General features: G+C 71.8%; 15 protein-coding genes. 3 read left to right on the top strand and 12 right to left on the bottom strand.

What is annotated here, in order from left to right; genetic code table 11:
* Nucleotides 1-70 precede the first annotated feature (70 nt).
* The 3 genes from G3I77_RS13325 to G3I77_RS13315 form a co-directional block, all read right to left on the bottom strand.
* Nucleotides 71-568 (bottom strand): hypothetical protein, encoded by a 498-nt coding sequence (locus tag G3I77_RS13325; RefSeq protein ID WP_248503403.1) that lies wholly within the window; start codon nt 566-568, stop codon nt 71-73.
* Nucleotides 569-1,289: 721 nt separating this feature from the next.
* On the bottom strand, nt 1,290-1,706 hold the full coding sequence (locus G3I77_RS13320) for a DNA-binding protein (RefSeq protein WP_248503402.1): 417 nt from the start codon (nt 1,704-1,706) through the stop codon (nt 1,290-1,292).
* Entirely contained in the window at nt 1,688-1,972 is a 285-nt protein-coding gene (locus tag G3I77_RS13315; RefSeq protein ID WP_149827015.1) for a hypothetical protein, read from the bottom strand. Before G3I77_RS13315 ends, G3I77_RS13320 begins: the two co-directional genes overlap by 19 nt.
* Before the next feature lie 39 nt (nt 1,973-2,011).
* Here G3I77_RS13315 and G3I77_RS13310 point away from each other — a divergent pair, with 39 nt between their 5' ends.
* Complete coding sequence (locus tag G3I77_RS13310; RefSeq protein WP_308311382.1) at nt 2,012-2,524, top strand: SpoIIE family protein phosphatase; 513 nt, start codon at nt 2,012-2,014, stop codon at nt 2,522-2,524.
* A 16-nt stretch (nt 2,525-2,540) separates the two neighbouring features.
* Here G3I77_RS13310 and G3I77_RS13305 read toward each other — a convergent pair whose 3' ends face one another.
* From G3I77_RS13305 to G3I77_RS13295, 3 genes are all read right to left on the bottom strand, one after another.
* The gene (locus G3I77_RS13305; RefSeq protein ID WP_248503400.1) at nt 2,541-3,701 is read right to left on the bottom strand and encodes an HTTM domain-containing protein; all 1,161 of its coding nucleotides are present in this window, start codon (nt 3,699-3,701) and stop codon (nt 2,541-2,543) included.
* Nucleotides 3,691-4,260, bottom strand: a complete 570-nt coding sequence (locus G3I77_RS13300; RefSeq protein WP_308311381.1) for a DUF5819 family protein — start codon at nt 4,258-4,260, stop codon at nt 3,691-3,693. The genes G3I77_RS13305 and G3I77_RS13300 overlap by 11 nt, the downstream gene beginning before the upstream one ends.
* A gap of 288 nt (nt 4,261-4,548) precedes the next feature.
* Complete coding sequence (locus G3I77_RS13295; RefSeq protein ID WP_248503396.1) at nt 4,549-5,832, bottom strand: ice-binding family protein; 1,284 nt, start codon at nt 5,830-5,832, stop codon at nt 4,549-4,551.
* A gap of 443 nt (nt 5,833-6,275) precedes the next feature.
* Here G3I77_RS13295 and G3I77_RS13290 point away from each other — a divergent pair, with 443 nt between their 5' ends.
* The gene (locus G3I77_RS13290) at nt 6,276-6,497 is read left to right on the top strand and encodes a CarD family transcriptional regulator (protein ID WP_248503394.1); all 222 of its coding nucleotides are present in this window, start codon (nt 6,276-6,278) and stop codon (nt 6,495-6,497) included.
* A gap of 332 nt (nt 6,498-6,829) precedes the next feature.
* Here the strand turns inward: G3I77_RS13290 and G3I77_RS13285 are convergent, their stop codons facing one another.
* From G3I77_RS13285 to G3I77_RS13265, 5 genes are all read right to left on the bottom strand, one after another.
* Nucleotides 6,830-8,452, bottom strand: a complete 1,623-nt coding sequence (locus G3I77_RS13285; RefSeq protein ID WP_248503392.1) for an ABC transporter substrate-binding protein — start codon at nt 8,450-8,452, stop codon at nt 6,830-6,832.
* Between the two features lie 5 nt (nt 8,453-8,457).
* Nucleotides 8,458-10,623, bottom strand: a complete 2,166-nt coding sequence (locus G3I77_RS13280; protein ID WP_248503390.1) for a hypothetical protein — start codon at nt 10,621-10,623, stop codon at nt 8,458-8,460.
* A 151-nt stretch (nt 10,624-10,774) separates the two neighbouring features.
* Nucleotides 10,775-11,242, bottom strand: a complete 468-nt coding sequence (locus G3I77_RS13275) for an MSMEG_6728 family protein (RefSeq protein WP_248503388.1) — start codon at nt 11,240-11,242, stop codon at nt 10,775-10,777.
* 17 nt (nt 11,243-11,259) lie between these two features.
* Nucleotides 11,260-11,712: a DUF4383 domain-containing protein gene (locus tag G3I77_RS13270; RefSeq protein WP_248503386.1), complete on the bottom strand. Its 453-nt coding sequence runs from the start codon at nt 11,710-11,712 to the stop codon at nt 11,260-11,262.
* Nucleotides 11,709-14,207, bottom strand: a complete 2,499-nt coding sequence (locus G3I77_RS13265) for a SpoIIE family protein phosphatase (RefSeq protein WP_248503384.1) — start codon at nt 14,205-14,207, stop codon at nt 11,709-11,711. Before G3I77_RS13265 ends, G3I77_RS13270 begins: the two co-directional genes overlap by 4 nt.
* 149 nt (nt 14,208-14,356) lie before the next feature.
* Here G3I77_RS13265 and G3I77_RS13260 point away from each other — a divergent pair, with 149 nt between their 5' ends.
* Nucleotides 14,357-15,346: a DUF72 domain-containing protein gene (locus G3I77_RS13260; RefSeq protein ID WP_248503382.1), complete on the top strand. Its 990-nt coding sequence runs from the start codon at nt 14,357-14,359 to the stop codon at nt 15,344-15,346.
* On the opposite strand, the gene G3I77_RS13255 is transcribed toward G3I77_RS13260, so the two are convergent.
* Nucleotides 15,246-17,060 (bottom strand): copper resistance protein CopC, encoded by a 1,815-nt coding sequence (locus G3I77_RS13255; protein ID WP_248503471.1) that lies wholly within the window; start codon nt 17,058-17,060, stop codon nt 15,246-15,248. The genes G3I77_RS13260 and G3I77_RS13255 overlap by 101 nt on opposite strands.
* Nucleotides 17,061-17,158 lie beyond the last annotated feature (98 nt).

Genomic DNA, 17,158 nt, shown 5'->3' with positions numbered 1-17,158 from the left:
CACCGCCGGGCCCTGACGGTGTGACACCTTTACTCAGTTCACGCGCTGCATCCGCCTGGGCGAATGCACATCAGGCGGCGCCCGCGTAGGCGCACTTCTCGCTGACGTTGATCGAGTTGGTCACCTTGGCCGAGCCACAGCTCTTGGTCGACACGTAGGTGGTGGCACCGCCCGGGCGCATCTGGCCGTAGGTGTCGGAGATGTTGGCATTGGTGTTCTTCCAGCGCACCTCCCCCAGGGACCGGCTCTTCATCGTGAGCGTGGCCTCGGGGTTCTTGGAAATCGTGATGGAGACGCTCACGCCGTGGGCCGCCAGTTCCGCGCGGTTCTGGATCCACTTGGCCTTGCGCGGGTTCGTGCCCGACATCTTCGTGGACGCCTTCCAGTCACAGGCGGTCACGTAGAAGCCACAGTGCCAGGCGTTGATCGAGATCTTGTTGCCGCCCGGGATGCCTACAGAAGTGGAGGCCGAGGTGGCGTGAGCCGGCGACGCCGTCAGCACGAGGGCCCCGGCCGCGAAAGCGGCGGCAGCCCCGGACATCAGGCGCATTCGTATGCCCTTGTTCATTCGATTGTCTCCCCGTGAGATACCGAGAACGGTTTCCAGGTCACAGGAAACCGGAAACGCGCCGCGCCTTTAGATCCCCAGGCGCGGCGTGTGTTCCTTATTCGCACCTGACATCGATCTTGCAAAGCAACCTGTCAGGCCATCGACAAGAGTGCCGTTCACCATGTCGTGGAGATGGAACCAACTTCCGGGGAATGACATCAGAGTCCGCACTCCCCCATGGCGTGGCGCCCTGGTGCTGTGGCCGTCTCTGCCGATCCTGCGGCTGCTCCTGTGGAGTGCTGGGGGGTGTCCTCGCCATCCTGTGGAGTGCTGGGGGGTGTCCTCGCCATCCTGTGGAGCGGTGCCGATCTCGGTGATGCCGTCGTCGAAGACGATGGTGAGCGGGATGCTGCCTTCTCGGCGGGCCTTGTACAGCTCCTCAGCGATGCGGCCGTAGAACCTCAGCGCCATGGCCCAAATGCCGTCCGGCGCATGGGGAACACCACGCCATGCTGGAGTGGCTCGGACTTCGGTCCGCCGCGGAATTCGCCCCTGACCGTTTCACGCCGGACGCAGCCAACACGCGGCTGCTGCACCTCACGGCACCATGAAAGACGAGGCGTCCCGGCCACGCAGCCGTTCACGGCCCTGGGTGCTACCGACTGGTCCACCGGCCCCACCGCGCCCGGACAAGAACGTACGGCCGACCTTCCGTCCCCGGCGTTCGGGTCTTGGGCATCTACTGCACGGCAACGAGGCGCACTCGGTCGCCGCAGAGCTTCGTCATGTCGTCGATGTCCGAGGTGAGCATGACCACCGGGCGGCGCTGCCGCAGCGCCATCTCGGCCACGGCGGCGTCGATGGCGTATTTGTGACCATGAAGCCCAGCATTGATCAGCATGGCTGAGGCGGCCTTTGCCTCCTCGTCGCCGATGTGCACGATCCGCACGCCGGACAGGACCCAGGCGAGCCGCGCCTTGTCGGTCCGGCGATGCACCGCTTCGATGATGGTCAGTGCGCTGATGACCACCTCCATGCCCCGCTTGCGGGCTTCGGCGACGAGGGCGACGACGGGCTCGTGATCACTGACGAACCTCGACAGGCCCTCGCAGTCGAGAACGAGGGTGCCTTCGTGACTCAGCTTGCGGCGGGCCACTGCCCCTCCTCGGCGAACACCTCGTCGAAGACCCGGCGTGCCCGCTCCTGCTCGTGCTCGGAGATCGGCCCCTGACGGCGTTCATAGTCGGCCAGGTACTCATCCAGGATCTGACCTCGCAGCTCGCGCTCCACCGCTTCGGTGATGAACGCGGAGAACTCACGCTTGCCGACCCGTCGGCGGATCGCCTCCGCCGTCCCCTCGGGGAGGGAGAGGCTGACCCTGGTGGCTGGCCCCTCGCCGACGTTGTAAGGAATCTCGCTCATAGCGATCGACATTATCAAACAAGTAGGAATCCGGCGTGAGTGCAGCACCCACCGAACGACGTGAGCCACCCACCCGTCACCTCGTGGTCTCGGTTCTGGTCTCGTTCACCCACGTTCAGCAGCGTCCGGACGTCACCGAACCATCCGATCCACCGCAGGTCAGTGCCTCACCGGGCACGAAGTCGAAGGGCCCCACCGCTTGCGGTGGGGCCCTTCGACGTTGTCCGCCGCGGCGTCGGGTGGATGGCGGCCTCGCCCGTCTGCATCGATCTGCGCCCCGGCGACCGTCTGCTCATGTTCACCGACGGCATGGTCGAACGTCATGGGGGGAAGGTCGACCTGGCCGCCCTGCTGGAGCGCACCCGGGGGCTGCACCCGCGGGAGGCCGCGCTGACGCTGACGTCCGCGGTCCGGGACGCGGCGGGCGGCCGGCTCGAGGACGACGCCACGGTGATGTGCCTGGACTGGCACGGCCCGCACGAGACCCAGCGGCACGTCAGCTCCGGCGCGGACACCCGGCAGGCCTCAGCCGCCCGCGACAAGCAGCCGTAGCGCCGGGCGCGGGACATCAGGGGCCACTCCTCGGGCTCGCCGCCCGCTCGGCGGGGTGCACGACCCGGTGCTTCGAGCCGAGCCCGCCGCCGGGGCCTCCTTGCGCGGGTACGGCTCCGGAGCCTGCCGCCCCTGCCGGTACCGGCCGGCCGCGGTCCGCCCTCCGCGGCACACGTCGGCACAGGCGAGGCAGGAAGGCGTAGAAGCGGTCGGGAAGGAACACCGCGTCCGCGATGATCATCGCCCCGGAGAACAGCGGCAGCCCCATGAGCACGGCGATGCCGATGTGCATGCCCAGCAGCAGGGTGAGCACGGGGTACTTGAGCCTGCCGAAGAGCACGAACGGGAAGGCCACCTGCAGGAGCACGGTCACGTAGCCGGCGACGGCGATCGCGAGCGTGTGCTCGTCCACGAGGTGCGAGAGCTCGGGCCAGGGCCGGAAGAGTTCGAGGTTCAGGGCGTAGTGCAGAGCGGTGCCGTTACCCCAGGACGGGCCCTGGACCTTGTACAGGCCGGCTGATCCGTAGAGGAGGCAGACCTGTGCCGCGATGACGAACATGCCGCAGTTGTGCACCGCGGTGACCAGAGTGGTCCTGGCGTCACGCAGTTCTCGCGTGAGGGGGCTGCTCGGCGGTCGCGGCGCGCTGCCGGCGGGAACGGCCTTGCGTCGGTGTCTGCGCGCGTCCAGCGACCAGCGCCGGCCGCAGGCGGTGAGGACGAGGTAGAGGGCCATCAGCAGGACCAGGTTGTCGCCCCCGTCCGTCATGAAGATCGCGCGGGCGTGGAACGAGATCACCACGACGGCGAAGAGGACGGACATGACCCGGGTCCGCCAGCCCAGCATGAACAGCGTGGACGTGACGAGGGCCAGGACGTAGCAGAGCTCGAAGAAGGCGCGGCTGTCGGACAGGGCCAGGATGCTGAACCAGCCCGTCTGCGCGAAGAGCTCCTGGGCCAGGGCGGGCGTCCACGGGGACCCGGGGCCCCAGATCTCGTCCCTGTGCGGGAACTCGCGCAGCAGGAAGATCAGGTAGAGCAGCCCGTAGCCGATGCGCAGCACCGACGCGGCGTACAGGGACACCGGCCGCCCGGTCAGGAGGTCCCACACCGCGGTGATCCGGTCGGCGAGCCACCGGCCGGCGCCCGAGGGCGTCGTCCTCCGCGTCTCATTCGGCATGGCGGGTCACCTTCCACCAGGGCAGAAGCCGGTTCTCGGCCGGTTTCGGCGGGCGGTCGCCGGCCGCTGAGCCGGGCGCGGCGACGGGCAGCGTGACGACGCGGAGCTGAACGAAGTCGAAGGTGCCGCCCTCATGGGCGGCGACGCGGTCCGCGGCGATGTTGGTCAGGTACGTCCGCATCATCACGGCGCGTTCCGTGCGCGCCCTGTCGTCCGCTCCGTGCGAGTCGACGTAGCCGGACCAGGCACGACGCAGCAGGTTCTGTGCCGTGTGGCTCGGGAAGGGATGATGTTCGACCGCGGCGCCGTCGACGGCGGTCAGGTCGAACCAGGGGCTCACGTGGACCGACCCGCCGGAGTCCGTGCGGGCGGTTCTCACCAGAATCTGCCGGTTGACGGATTCCGGGTCCGGGGCGAAGAGCCGCCAGTTCTGTTCGAAGAAGGGGAACACCCAGGCGTTGACCTGCGGGGCGTAGCGCTTGGAGACGGTGCTGGCCGGTGCCACGTGGAGGAACACCAGAAACACGTGGACGACACTCGCCACCAGGCACAGGGCCACCGCGGCGCACCATCCCGATCTGAGTACACGGGTGCCTCTCGGCAATTGGGGCGGCGGCGCGGCCGTGGCGTCAGGACATTCCTGCGCGTCCGGACCGGATTCGAAATGCTGGATTTCCTTCGCGTCCGCTGCGTCAATTCCGCTCGACATCGCCTACCTGCCTTTCTCGAATCAGCTGCTCACGCCGGGGCTTTTTCGACTGACTGCCGCCGACGGCGCGCGGCGGACTCGAGGAGAATTCCGCCGCGCGCCGTTCATCGGGTGAGCAGGCTGACCGCAGTGCGCTGCCTACACGTCGTGGCCCTTGGGCTTCCCGTCGGAGCCGTGGCTCTCGTGGGGCTGCTCGCCGTAGCCGTACTTCTCGTGGGGCTGGTCGCCGTAGCCGTAGCCCTCGTGGGGCCGCTTGCCGTGGTCGGCCTTGTCGCCGTGGCCGGGCTTGTGGTGGTCGGGCTTGCCGTGGTCGGGCCTGCCGTTGTGGTCCGGCTTTCCGGGCTTGCCGTCATTGCCCGGGCCGTGGCCGTGGCCACCGCCGTTCCCGCCGTTGTCGCCACCGCCGTTCCCGCCGGTGGTGTTGCCGGCCGTGTTGCCCGCGGTGTTCCCGGACGTGTTGCCCTCGGTGTTCCCGGACGTGCTGCCGGCGGCGTTCCCGGCCGTGTTGCCCGCGGTGTTCCCGGACGTGTTGCCGGCGACGTTGCCCGAGGTGATGCCGGGCGACGCGATGGGTCCGCCCAGGAGACCGCCGGTCACGAGGCCGCCGCCGAGGAGCCCTCCGGTCGTGGTGCCGGTCGTGGTGCCGGTGGTCGTTCCCGTCGTCGTCCCACCGGTGGCGCCGGCGCAGCCGCTGAGGAAGATCCTGTTGTTGTTGAGCGTCACGGAGCCCTCACGGGCCAGTGCCCGGCCCTCGATGTCCGTCCCCGAGTTGGCGCTGATCGAGGCCAGAGCCATGATGGTGCCCACGAACGTGGAGTCGGTGCCGAGGGTGGCCGAGCTGCCGATCTGCCAGTACACGTTGCACGGCGAGGCGCCGTTCGTGAGGAGCACGCGGCTGGAGGACGCCGTCGTGAGGGCTTCGGGGATCTGGAACACCCAGACGGCGTTCGGGTTTCCTCCGGCGTTCAGGACCAGGTCGCCGGTGAGTCCGACACCGACTTCAGCGGTGTGGACGCCCGGGAGCAGCGTCTGGCCACCGCCGATGGCCGCCGGGAGCTCGAAGTCCGTGGCCTGGCCGGCCGCTTGGTTGTACGCCGTGACCAAGTCGGACTTGGCCTGAAGTGCGACGGCGTCCGCCGCGTGCACGGCGCCGAGCACGAGGCCGGGCGGGAACCCGGTGATGGACGCATTCGGGTGCGTGCCGAGGTCCTGGCTGAGCACCGAGGGGCCGGTGTTGGTGACTCCCTGACCTGAGAGAACGGAGAAACTCGCGGCCGTAGCCAAAGGCACGGGCGTCGCGATGGCCACCGCCTGCGTCGGGGTCAGAGCGACCATCACAGCGGCGACCGTGGCGGCGAGCGCCGAGGCCAGCGAACCGGAGAAGGATCGGCGGCCTGGTGCCTGAGGGATCTTCAGCTTCATCGAAAAGCCATTTCCTGTGGGCCATGGCATACCGGGCCCTACCGATCACCCGGGAAGCCTCGTTGCTGTTACGCCGCCGCATATTACGCAGGAATATCGTTGTAACCGACTTGCAGAAGACAGAAAAATGGCCCACCATTCGAACGGCGCACAGCGCTGTGAAAATAGCTTGAATTGGAATTGGCGGAGCCGGCGACAGTGCGCGACGGCAGTGGCCCTGCTGGGGGCCCGGCGGGCCGGCCGCGACGGCCGGCGGGGAGCCGCTCGCGCGAAGCGGCGTGCCCCGGGGCGCCGGCGAGGAGGGGCCCCGGTCGGCGCGTCCTCGGCCGGCGCGGGCGGCATCTCGGCCGCTCCCTCGCCGCACCGCCGTCCGAGGAGCCTTCTGACCAGGCGAAACGGATGACCTATGGGAACCGGAGAGCCTTAGGCGCATACTGGGGTCGATGACTAAGCCTGTTGCACCCAAGCGTCATTTGCCTACCAGCCCCTTCAAGGCCCCCGTCGCACCGGCTCCCAAGCACTTCGCCGTGGGCGACCAGGTCACTCATGACATGTACGGTCTCGGCCGCGTGATCGGCATCGAGGACGGAATCGCGGCACTCGTGGATTTCGGCTCGTCGCAGATGCGGATCCTGAGTCCGTACAGCAAGATGACCAAGCTGTAGGACCGCTGTGCCCGGTCACGGCACGCCAGGCCCCGTCCGGGGCCTGTAACGAAAGAGAGACCTCCCATCGAACCGACTTCGCTGTTCTCCGCTCCGGAAGGGCAACCCCGCCGTTCCGCCGCAGCATCGCCGCCTCCGGCGACAAACCCCTTCCAGGCCCCGGACTTCGGGGAGGACGAGGTTTTCCCGCCCGAGGACGCACTGGAGCCCGGGCCGGGCATGCGCGCGGGGCGGCGCAGGGCGGCCTAGGGCCTGGGGCCCACGAGTGACGGTGGCTTCGACAGCCGGTCGGGGCCCTCGTTGCGTCAGGTGTCTCAGCGGGACGGATCGCTTCACGGCGTGTCGCTCGGGATCACGCAGTTCTTCGGCTGCTCCTTGCCCGTCGGCCAGCCCAGGCCGACGAACTTCAGTGTGCCCCGGCCCCTGCGGCCCGGGTCCAGTTCGACGATCGCGGCCGGTTTGTCGTAGGCGTTGCCGCCTGTCGTGAGGCAGATCAGGCCGCTGGTGCCCTGGACCCGGTGGCGGGAGTGGAGAAGCGACCACTGGCGTCCGACGTCCTCCAGGCTGGGGACCGTTGTCTCCGGGCCGCCCTTCTGGGCCTGGTGGAGGGCCTTGCCGATGGTGATGAGGCCGTCGTGGACGAGCATCGTGCGGGAGTCCTCGAGGTTCGGCACGGAGCCGAGATCGACGCCCTCGCGCTGGGCCGCGGTGATCTGGCCGCGCAGAGTCTCCAGGGCCGCCTTCGGCTCGGCGAGGTACTGGGGCAGGTCCTGAGGCTTCGGCCCGGTGCGGTGGGTGGCCGTCCACCGTTTCGTCCAGGCCGTCAGTTCCGTGGTCCAGGCATCGGGGTGGGCGGGGGCCGCGTACTGGACCGTCACCTTCGCCCGTCCGCCGTCGCCCCGGAGCCGGGCCCAGTCCTGCTCCGTCATGTCCTGGCGCAGGGACGCCGCGTCGGACCCGCTGATGATCGTGTAGTGCCGGCCCTTGCAGCCGACCTGGGCCAGTTTCAGGGCGAAGATGCGCAGGTGGAGCGTGCGGCCCGCGAAGTAGACCGTGTCCGCCTCGGAGTCGCAGATGTTGTTGGCGGTCTGGGTGAACTGGTTGCCGGTGGAGCCCGCCTCGTCGATGGACGGGGACTCGAAGGACATCGCGGCGGGGCCGGCCGGGCCCTTCTCCTCGATCCGGCTGAACGCCCTGGCCAGCGACTCGTTATAGCCGTCGGGGCGTTTGTCGTAGACCAGGACCGTCTTGAGGTTCCGGCGGCCGCGGTCGCCGTTGAAGTCGGCCAGAGCCCGGGCCGCGTCGCTGTTGGTGGGCAGGATGCGCGCCAGGCCCGGGAAGCGGAGCTCGGCCATGCCGTCCGGCCGGTCCTCGTTCGCGATCCGGTCCCCGCTGATCCGGGCGGCCAGCACCGGGACGTTGTTCTCGGTGAGGCGTCCGACGGCCGCTTCCGTGGTGGCGAGGCTCAGGTTGAAGCCGGTGACGGCGCGCAGCCGGTCCTCGGGGGAGGCGGCCATCCGCAGCAGTGCGTCGACGACCTCCTCCTGACGGCCGTAGTCCTGACCGGGGTTGGCCAGGACGAGCCGGATCTTCGGCGGTTCGCCCTCGCCCGCGTTGGCCTGCCGCTGTCCCAGGTACGCGCCCTGGAGGTCGCTGCGCATCTGCCGGCGCAGGGCCTCGCGGTCCGACTGGAGCGGCAGCATCATCGCCACCGTGACGTGGGGCTGTTTCTCGATCCGCTGGTTCTCGCGGGCGATGGCCCGGGCCACCCCGGCGATCTCCGGGGTGCCGAAGTCGTAGCCCTCGCCGTTGACGCCGATGCACTCGCCGTCGATCCGCTCGACGCCGCCGGCGCAGGTGTCGGGCTTGCGGATGACGGAGGTGATGAACGCGACGCCCGCGACCAGCACCACCACGCCCAGCAGGGAGTAGAGGATCTTCTTCCATCTCGGCATGCCCGTTATCTCCTTCGCCGGAGCTGTTCGGTGCACGTGCAGCGCAGCAGGGGCTGTTCGTTCTCCGCCAGGGCGCTCCAGTCCGTCGCCGTCCTGCTGAGCCGGCCCGCGCCGTCGAAGTCCATGATCGAGAGCAGGTCGAGCAGCTTGGCCAGCGTGCGGGCCGTCTCCTTGCCGGTGGGCCTGGTCCGCTCCTCGCACAGCCACACCGCGTGCAGCAGCTGGTCGACGGTGCGGCGCAGCGGCGGGCCGTCCGCCCCCACCAGGCCCTGGGCGCGCCCGCGTCGGGCGTCCGCACCGCCTGGGTACGGCGCCTGCGCGATCTCCAGGAGCTCGGCGCACCACTCGAGGGGGCGGCCGGGGAGGGTGGCGGCGAGGTGGGTGACGACGTCGTCGGCGCCGCCGGACACCAGGTGGTGGTTCATCCGGTGCGCGGTGACGGACCGGAAGGCGCCGTCGCCCGGGGGCGGTTGCCGTCCGTCCGCGCGCCGGGCGTAGTGGTCGCGCAGCAGGTGGTGGTCGGCGTACCAGGCGGCGCCGCCCGGCCGCAGCCCGTAGAGCCGGTGCACGAGGAGCTGGCGGAGGCCGAAGTCGCCGATGAAGTGGCGTTCGCAGGTGGGCCAGCCGGTGTCGATGAGGAGCCGGGAGACGTGATGGGCGGTCAGGTGGTGGACGTGGCCCTGCTGGTGGTGGCGGAGCAGGACGTCCGCGCACTCCGAGTCGTGTGCGACCGACAGGTGGGTGAGGAGGTCGAGCCACTGGTCGTGGTGTTCGTCCGGCAGCTGTACGGGGAGCTGGTCGAGGATCAGCTCCCGTAACAGGACGTCCGCGACGGGGCGTTCGGGGGCGTCGTCGCCGGGGAGCCGCAAGGGGGCGCCCAGGATGTCCCGGTCGTTGGCGTCGGCCGGCATGCGGAAGGACGCCGCGGCGGTGGCGAGGCGGATCACCGTGTGCGGTCGGCCGCCGCTGAGCCGGGCCACGGCCGCGTCGATACGGCGGCGGTTGGTGCCGCCCTCCGGCTCGGCGCGCTGCTGTCTTCGTACGGTCTCCCGGCGGAGCTGGTCGCCGGTGAGCAGCGGCATCCGCAGCAACAGCACACCGTCGGCGAGGGGCCCCGGGCCCGCGGCGTCGTCCCCGCGGCGGGACCAGGCGGGCGGGGCGCCGTCGGCGGGCCGGTACTCCGCCGGGGGCGTCGCGGGCGGCAGGCCGCCGTGCAGGAAGGCACCGCCGTCCGCGCGGCGGGCCGTGCCGACGATGACGACGCGGTCGCGCTGCCCGCCCCGGCGGTCGGTGAGGACGGCGCGCAGCAGCTGCTCGCCCGGGGACGACTCGGCGTGGTCCAGCAGCAGGCCCGGGCGGCCGACGCGGCGGAGCCAGCCGGAGGGAGAGGCGTACGCCGCCTCGAGGTCCTCGCGCAGGGCCCGGAAGAGGAAGCTCTCCGCCACCTCGCGTGCCTCGCCGCCGGCCCGGAAGTCGGCGGCGAGGATGCGCAGCCCGATCCTGGGCTGCCCGGCCGCGCCCGGGTAGGCGCCGTAGACCCGCTCCAGTTCGGCCCTGCCCCGCGGGGCCGCGCGCTCGAAGAGGGCGTCCAGCAGGGCGTTGCTGACGGCCGCCGAGTACGGGTCGAAGGCCTGACCGGACAGGGTCGTCAGCAGGTTGCGGATGGCGCCGTGCAGCACGCCCCGCCAGAAGTCGCCGGTGCCCAGGCCGCGCAGGCGTGGCCGCTGGGCCAGGTTCTCGTACCGTTCGGCCTCCGTCGCGACTGCCTCGGGCGTGCCGTCCGCGACGCCGGTGGCGACCATGGCGAGGCCGGCGAAGAGCCGCGGGAAGGCGAACGAGCCGCCCGTGCCCTGCCAGGTGCGCAGCCGGTGGGCGACCTCGGCCAGGGCCTCGGTCGCGGTCGAGCGTGCGCCCGGTTCCGGTTCCGCCCGGTCCGCGAACACCGGGGAGGCGCAGTCCAGGTGGATCACCGGCACCTTGGCGCCGAAACGATCCCGCACGGCGCGCAGCAGCCGGCCCTTGCCCATGCCCGGGCCGCCGGTGAGCAGGACGACGGGCAGGTCGGGGCCGTACAGCGGATCCCGCCCGGCCCCGGACGGCGCCCGCCCGAAGAGACGCGCGAAGAAGCCCTCATCGCCCAGAAGTCTCTCGAACCCCAGCTCTTCACACACGGTTCCCCCATGCAGTGCCTGCCCGCCCGGGAGCGGGTGACCCGTGACCGATGTGCCAGAAAAGATTCAGTGGAACACGGACCGGTCTGCTCGGACAACGGGACAACCGGGGCTGCGTGGAGGGAAGTTGGCCGGGAGGCTCGCCTACGGCCTACGGCGTGCGGTCCGACGCCGGCCAGACGTACGGCAGGTCGTCGGGGACGCCCGGGAAGAGGGCGGCGTAGACCGTGGGGTTTTTGCGGACCAGGGCCGAGCGGTGGCTTTCGTGGAAGGGGTCGTCGCCGAGCCAGGGCGGGAGTTCACCCTCGGCGGCGAGTCGGGACTGCTCGCGGACCGGGGCGTGGGGGCGGATCGTGGCGAGGTCGGCCACGAGGGTGGCCGCGCAGGTGTCCTGGTGGCCCTGTTCGCGCCAGACGCGGCAGATCTCCAGGCCGTAGCGGACCAGCGCCTCCTCGTAGCCGAGCCACATCTTCACGGCCGGGTGGCGGCGCCATCCGTAGCCGGGGACGACCAGGCCGCGCAGGACCTGCAGCGCCTCGACCCGTTGCTTGCCGAGCCGGCGGCGGTCGAGCGCCAGGGCCGTGGTGCGGAAGTCGGGGTAGGGCAGGAAGGTCTGCATGCCGTCCTCGGTGATCCCTACCGTGCGCCGGTGCGCGTGCCGCGCCGGCCGAGGACCAGGGCCAGGCCGATCATGGCGATGCCCAGGACGAAGTGGAGCCAGTCGTCCGCGGTGTTCAGCGGGACGAAGTTGGCGTCGCTGTCCTGGCCGACGGACAGGCCGTACACCCACAGCACCAGGTAGACGGCGCCGCCGACCAGCAGGTACGAGGACGCCCCGGCGGCCGTACCGGCCAGGATCATGCCGGTGAGGCCGTAGGCCAGGTGCACGAGGTTGTGCAGGATCGAGACCTGGAACAGGCCGAACAGTTCGGCGCCCGACTCGTGGGAGGCGAACTCCAGCGAGCCGTAGTCGGTGGTGATGCCGGGGATGAAGCCCAGCACGCCGACCACGAGGAAGACGAGGCCGACCAGCAGGGCGGCCTGCTGGACGGGGGCGCGGGCGGCCCGGTGGGACGCGGGTGTGGTCATGGCAGGTGGCTCCTCACGGCGGGGGGCAGGGTCTGTTCCGCCCAGATGGTCTTGCCCGTGGTGCCCTGGCGGGTGCCCCAGTGGTCGGTCAGCCGGGCGACGAGGAGCAGGCCGCGGCCGCCCTCGTCGTAGGTGCGGGCCCGCCGCAGGTGGGGAGCGGTGTTGGCGCCGTCGGAGACCTCGCAGATCAGGGTCGTGTCGTGGATCAGGCGGAGCTGGATCGGCGGCTCGGCGTGCCGGATGGCGTTGGTGACGAGCTCGCTGACCACCAGTTCCGTGACGAACACGGCGTCGGAAAGGCCCCACTGCCCCAGTTGCGTCACCACGTCCCTGCGGGCCAGGGCGACCGCTGACGGGTCGGGTGGCACCGCCCAGGTGGCGACCTGGTTGGCGTCGAGCGCGCGGGTGCGGGCGAGGAGCAGCGCGACGTCGTCGGCCGGGCGCCGCGGCAGCAGATCGTCGAGGACCGTGTCGCACAGGGCGTCCAGTGAGGCCGCCGGGCGGGCCAAGGCCTCCCGCAGCAGGTGGACGCCGGTGTCGAGGTCACGGTCGCGGGTCTCGATCAGGCCGTTGGTGTAGAGGGCGAGCAGGCTCCCCTCGGGCAGGACGACCTCGGTGGCCTCGTACGGCAGACCGCCCAGGCCGAGCGGGGGCGCGGCGGGCAGCCCGACGAGTTCGACGGTGCCGTCGGGGCGCACCACGGCCGGCGCGGGGTGCCCGGCCCCGGCGAAGCAGCAGCGCCGCGTCACGGGGTCGTAGACGGCGTACAGACAGGTGGCGCCGACGTCGCCGGAGGTCTCCGCGGAGGCTGCCGCGCTCCGCTCGCCGTCTCCGGCCTCCTCCGTGTTCAGGCGGACGACCAGGTCGTCGAGGTGGGTCAGCAGCTCGTCGCACGGCAGGTCGATGTCGGCCAGCGTGCGCACCGCCGTACGCAGCCGCCCCATGGTCGCCGACGCGTGCAGCCCGTGGCCGACCACGTCACCGACGACCAGGGCCACCCGCGCCCCCGGCAGGGGGATGACGTCGAACCAGTCCCCGCCGACACCGGCGTGCCCGCCCGCCGGGAGGTAACGGGAGGCGACCTCGACCGCCGCCTGCCGGGGCAGCCGCTGGGGCAGCAGGCTGCGCTGGAGCGTGACCGCCGTGGCGCGCTCGCGGGTGAAGCGGCGGGCGTTGTCGATGCTGACGGCGGCCCGGGCGGCCAGTTCCCCGGCCAGGACCAGGTCGTCGTGCCGGAAGGTCTCCTGGTTGCGGTGCCGGAGGAAGAACACGACGCCCAGGGTGGTGCCGCGGGCGGCGAGCGGCACGGCCATCACGGAGTGGATGCCGTACGCCCGGACCCGGGCGGCCCGGCCCGCATCGCCGGCGAGCCAGGCGCGGAACGCCGGGTCGCTCGCCCGGTGCACGACGGGCTGTCCGGTGCGCAGGCTCTCGAAGGGCGTCGAACCCTCCGGGTAGGAGTCCACCGCGCCGGCCGCCACGGCCGACTCCGGGGCGCCCGGGGTCACGGACCGCAGGGCGACCCGGCGCAGCAGCAGCGGCCCGTCCGCCGGCACCGCCCGCGCGGGTGGTTCGGGTGCGTCGTCCAGCGCGGCCAGCAGATCGACGCTGACGAGGTCGGCCAGGACCGGGACGGTCACGTCCGCCAGCTCCTGGGCCGTGCGCGTCACGTCCAGCGTGCTGCCGATGTGCCGGCCGGCCTCGGCGATCAGCTGGAGGCGCTCACGGGCCCAGAGCTGCTCCGTCATGTCGTGCGCGGACAGGCAGACGCCCCGGATGACGCCCTCGGGGTCGCGCAGCGCGGACACGAAGACCGACCAGGCGTGCTCATGGGTCTCGCCGGGGGCGCGCAGGAAGTTCTCGTCGTACTGCGGCTCGCCCGTCCGCAGCACCCGGAGCATGCTGCGCTCGGCCCGCTCGCCGGCGTCGTCGTCGATGATCTCGGAGACGCGCAGGCCCCGCATCTCCTCCTCGGTGAGCGCCGCGGCCCGCTCCATGTCGGCGTTGGCCCGCAGCAGCCGGAGCCGGGTGTCGTAGATGGCCTGGGCGCAGCACGGGGACTGGGCGAAGCTCCAGCTCACGAGGGATTCGTCGAGATCGGCCGACGGCTGCCGGCCGGTCAGGGCGGAGACGATCAGCCAGGCGGGGGCGTCGACGCCGGCCGGCCGGTGGTGGGCGAGGATCCGGACGGTGAGCTTGCGGCCGTCGCGGTGCCGGAGCGCGACGTCGCCGTTCCAGCGCGACAGCCCGGCGAGGGTGGGCAGCCCGCCGCGCACCGGGATCGGCTCGGCCAGCAGATCCGCGGCGGGGCGCCCCGTCAGCTGCCCGGCCGAGTACCCGAGGAGTCGCTCGGCGCCCGCGTTCCAGCCGGTCACGGTGCCGTGTTCGTCGAGGGTGACGCGGACCGTGAGGGTTTCGCCGACGCAGGCTTCGAGCGCTTCGGGGTCCTCTCCGAGCGGCCGGACGGCCCGGCCGACGGTGGCGGGCTGCTCCATGATCGGTCATCTCGCTCTCAGGGGTAATCATCCATAACCCCGGATTTATGCAGATATCACCCGCTTACCCCGATTCCGGGCGAGTCTCACCGCGACGTCCCGGCCGGAAGCGGAGCCTGCCGCCGCCCGGCCCGGGTATCCGCTCCCGCATGGGTCAGATCCTGGTGGGCACGTGTTCCTGGACCGACCGGGCGCTGGTGGCCGGCGGCTGGTATCCCCCGGGGCGGCGGGACGCCGAGGGGCGGTTACGGCACTACGCCGAGCGGTTCGGTGTCGTCGAGGTCGACGCCTCGTACTACGCGCTGCCGAGCGAGCGGAACAGCCGGTTGTGGGCCGAGCGGACACCGGACGGGTTCGTGTTCGACGTGAAGGCGTTCTCGCTGCTCACCGGGCATCCCACCCGCGAGGCGGTGATGCCGGACGGGCTGCGGGCCGAGCACCGGGACCCGGTGGTGCTCGACGAGGTGTGGGCCCGGTTCGCGGCCGGGATCGAGCCGCTGCGGGAGGCCGGGCGGCTCGGGAGCGTGCTGTTCCAGTTCCCGCCCTGGTTCCGGCCCGGGCAGCGGGCTCAGGCGTTCCTCCAGGAGTGCGCGGAGCGGACCGAAGGCTGGCCCGTCGCCGTCGAGTTCCGGCACCCCTCCTGGTGGGAGGCGGGGCAGGACGAGGCGACAGGGGCGTGGCTCACCCGGCACGGCATGGCCGCGGTCGCCGTCGACATGACGCAGACGCTCCCCTCCTCCGTCCCGCCCGTCACCCCCGTGACCTCGTCCCGGCTGTCCGTCGTCCGGTTCCACGGCCGCAGCACCGCCTGGGGGACCGGCAGCAAGGAGGACCGGTTCCGGTACGCGTACGACGAGGACGAACTCGCCGAGTGGCTGCCCCGCGTGCGGCGGCTGGCCGAGCGGACCGAACAGGTCCACGTCCTGTTCAACAACTGCTGCGGCGACGCCGCAGTCCGCGCCGCCGAGACCATGACACGGCTCCTCGACGGGGACGCGCCGGCGGCCCGGGTGCCCAGGGGGCTTCTGATGGATCTCCCTAGGGCGCGATCCGCACCTGTTCCTCCACCGACACCTGGTCCACGTCCGACACCCGCACGGTCGTCTTCATCGTCCAGTTCCCGGCGAGCGGCAGGTTGACGGAGTTGGTGCTCCAGTAGCCGCCCTGGTCGGTGAGTTCGGCGTCGATCGGGCCGACCTTCCGGGAGGGCAGGGTGAAGGTGATCCGGACCTCGGGGACGACGACCAGGCCAGTGTCGGAGCCGGACACCACGGCCTGGACGCCGTTCTCGCCGACGCGGGCCGGGTCCAGGGTGACCTGCACCGTGCCGCGTCCGGACAAGGATCCCGCGCCCGTGTCGAAGGGCACCGTGACCAGGGTCGTGGGCGGCAGCGAGCCCGCCGGGGCCTGCTGGGCCGCCTCGGCCTGGGCACGGGCCGGAAGGGTTCCGGTGAGTACGGTCGTGATCATCAACACCACGGCGGCGACGGCGACTTCCGCGAGGACGGAGCGGCGCAGCCGGCGGCGCCGGGTATCCCGGTCGGCGTCGGACGAGGGAGGCTCCGCCGCCGGTTCGCCGGGCGGCGTCCCCGATTCCTCGGAGCGCCCGGACGGTTCCCCGGGCTCGGGTTCCGCCGGTGCGCCGACCGGCTGCGGGACCCGCTCGTGGACAGCGGCCGGGGTGACGGCCGCCGGTGCCGCGATCCGCGCGGTCCAGCGCCGCGAGTACCGGGCCGCCAGCAACAGCACGGCGACCCCGGCGAGTTTGGCGAGCAGCAGACGGCCGTACGACGTGCCGGTCAGCGCGGAGAGGGAGCCGAGGCCGCGCCAGGACTGGTAGAGGCCCGTGACGGCCAGGACGCACACCGAGGCGAAGGCGATCCGCGAGAAGCGGGGCACGATCTCCACCAGGTCGTCGCCGGACGAGCGGCGCAGGGTCAGCAGCAGCGCCACGAGGCCGCCGAGCCAGACGCCGGTCGCCAGCAGGTGCAGTACGGACGACGTCATCGCCAGCGGCACCTGGATCCCGGCGGAGGCGTGCTCGGCCGCCGCCCAGGTCAGGGCCAGGCCGATGGCCAGGGTCGTGCCGATCGCCAGGGCGGCGGGACCCTGTCGGTCACGGCGCCTGGACAGCCGTATCAGGAAGGCGGCGGTCAGCAGGAGGACGGCCAGCCGGGCGAGCAGGGCCAGGCCCGGGCGGCCGGTCAGGGTGCGGCCGAGGGCGGCGGTGTCGAAGGCCGCGGCCGGGCCGGTGCCCGTCTCGTACGGGGCGCGCAGCAGGAGCAGGACGGCCGTCGAGCCCAGCAGCGTCCACCAGGCCGTCACCAGCGGCCGGCGCAGGGGGGACGTGTGCGCGGGCCGGCACAGCAGCGCGAACGCGGCCGTGCCGACGAGCAGCGCGGCGGCGAGGTAGGCGAGATAGCGGGCGGTGTCGTAGAGGCGGCCGGTGAGCGGGTCCTCGGCCAGGCCCGTGTCGACCTGGGCCGTGGTCGCGGAACGCTTCCCCACGGAGAAGGAGAAGGCGCCGGAGACGGGGTGGCTGTCGGCGGACACGACCCGCCAGGCCACCGTGTACGTGCCCTGGGCGAGCTTGCCGGGCAGGCCGATCCGGGCCGTGTCGGAGCGGCCGTCCGCGTGCGTGGCCTCGCCGGTGTGGACCCGGCGCTGGTCCGGGCCGAAGACCCGGAAGGAGTCGTCGAGCAGGCCCACGGACTCGGTGAAGGTCAGGGTGACGTGGCGGGGGGCCTGCCCGACGACGGATCCGTCGTCGGGGTCGGTACCGCGGAGGGCGGCGTGGGCGGAGGCGGGGGCTGCTCCGGCGAGGAGCAGTACCAGCACGGTGCCGAGCAGCACCAAGGCCTGGAGACGCCGGGGGCGTCCGACATGGCGATCCTCGTTCCGCCGGTGGTCCACGTGGTTCTCCGGGGTCGGGCTGTACGGCTTCCCGTTAG

It is taken from the genome of Streptomyces sp. D2-8 (assembly GCF_023184515.1).
GTDB lineage: Bacteria > Actinomycetota > Actinomycetes > Streptomycetales > Streptomycetaceae > Streptomyces.
Note: the sequence above shows the minus strand (reverse complement) of the source record. Positions and strands in the feature narration are given on the sequence as shown.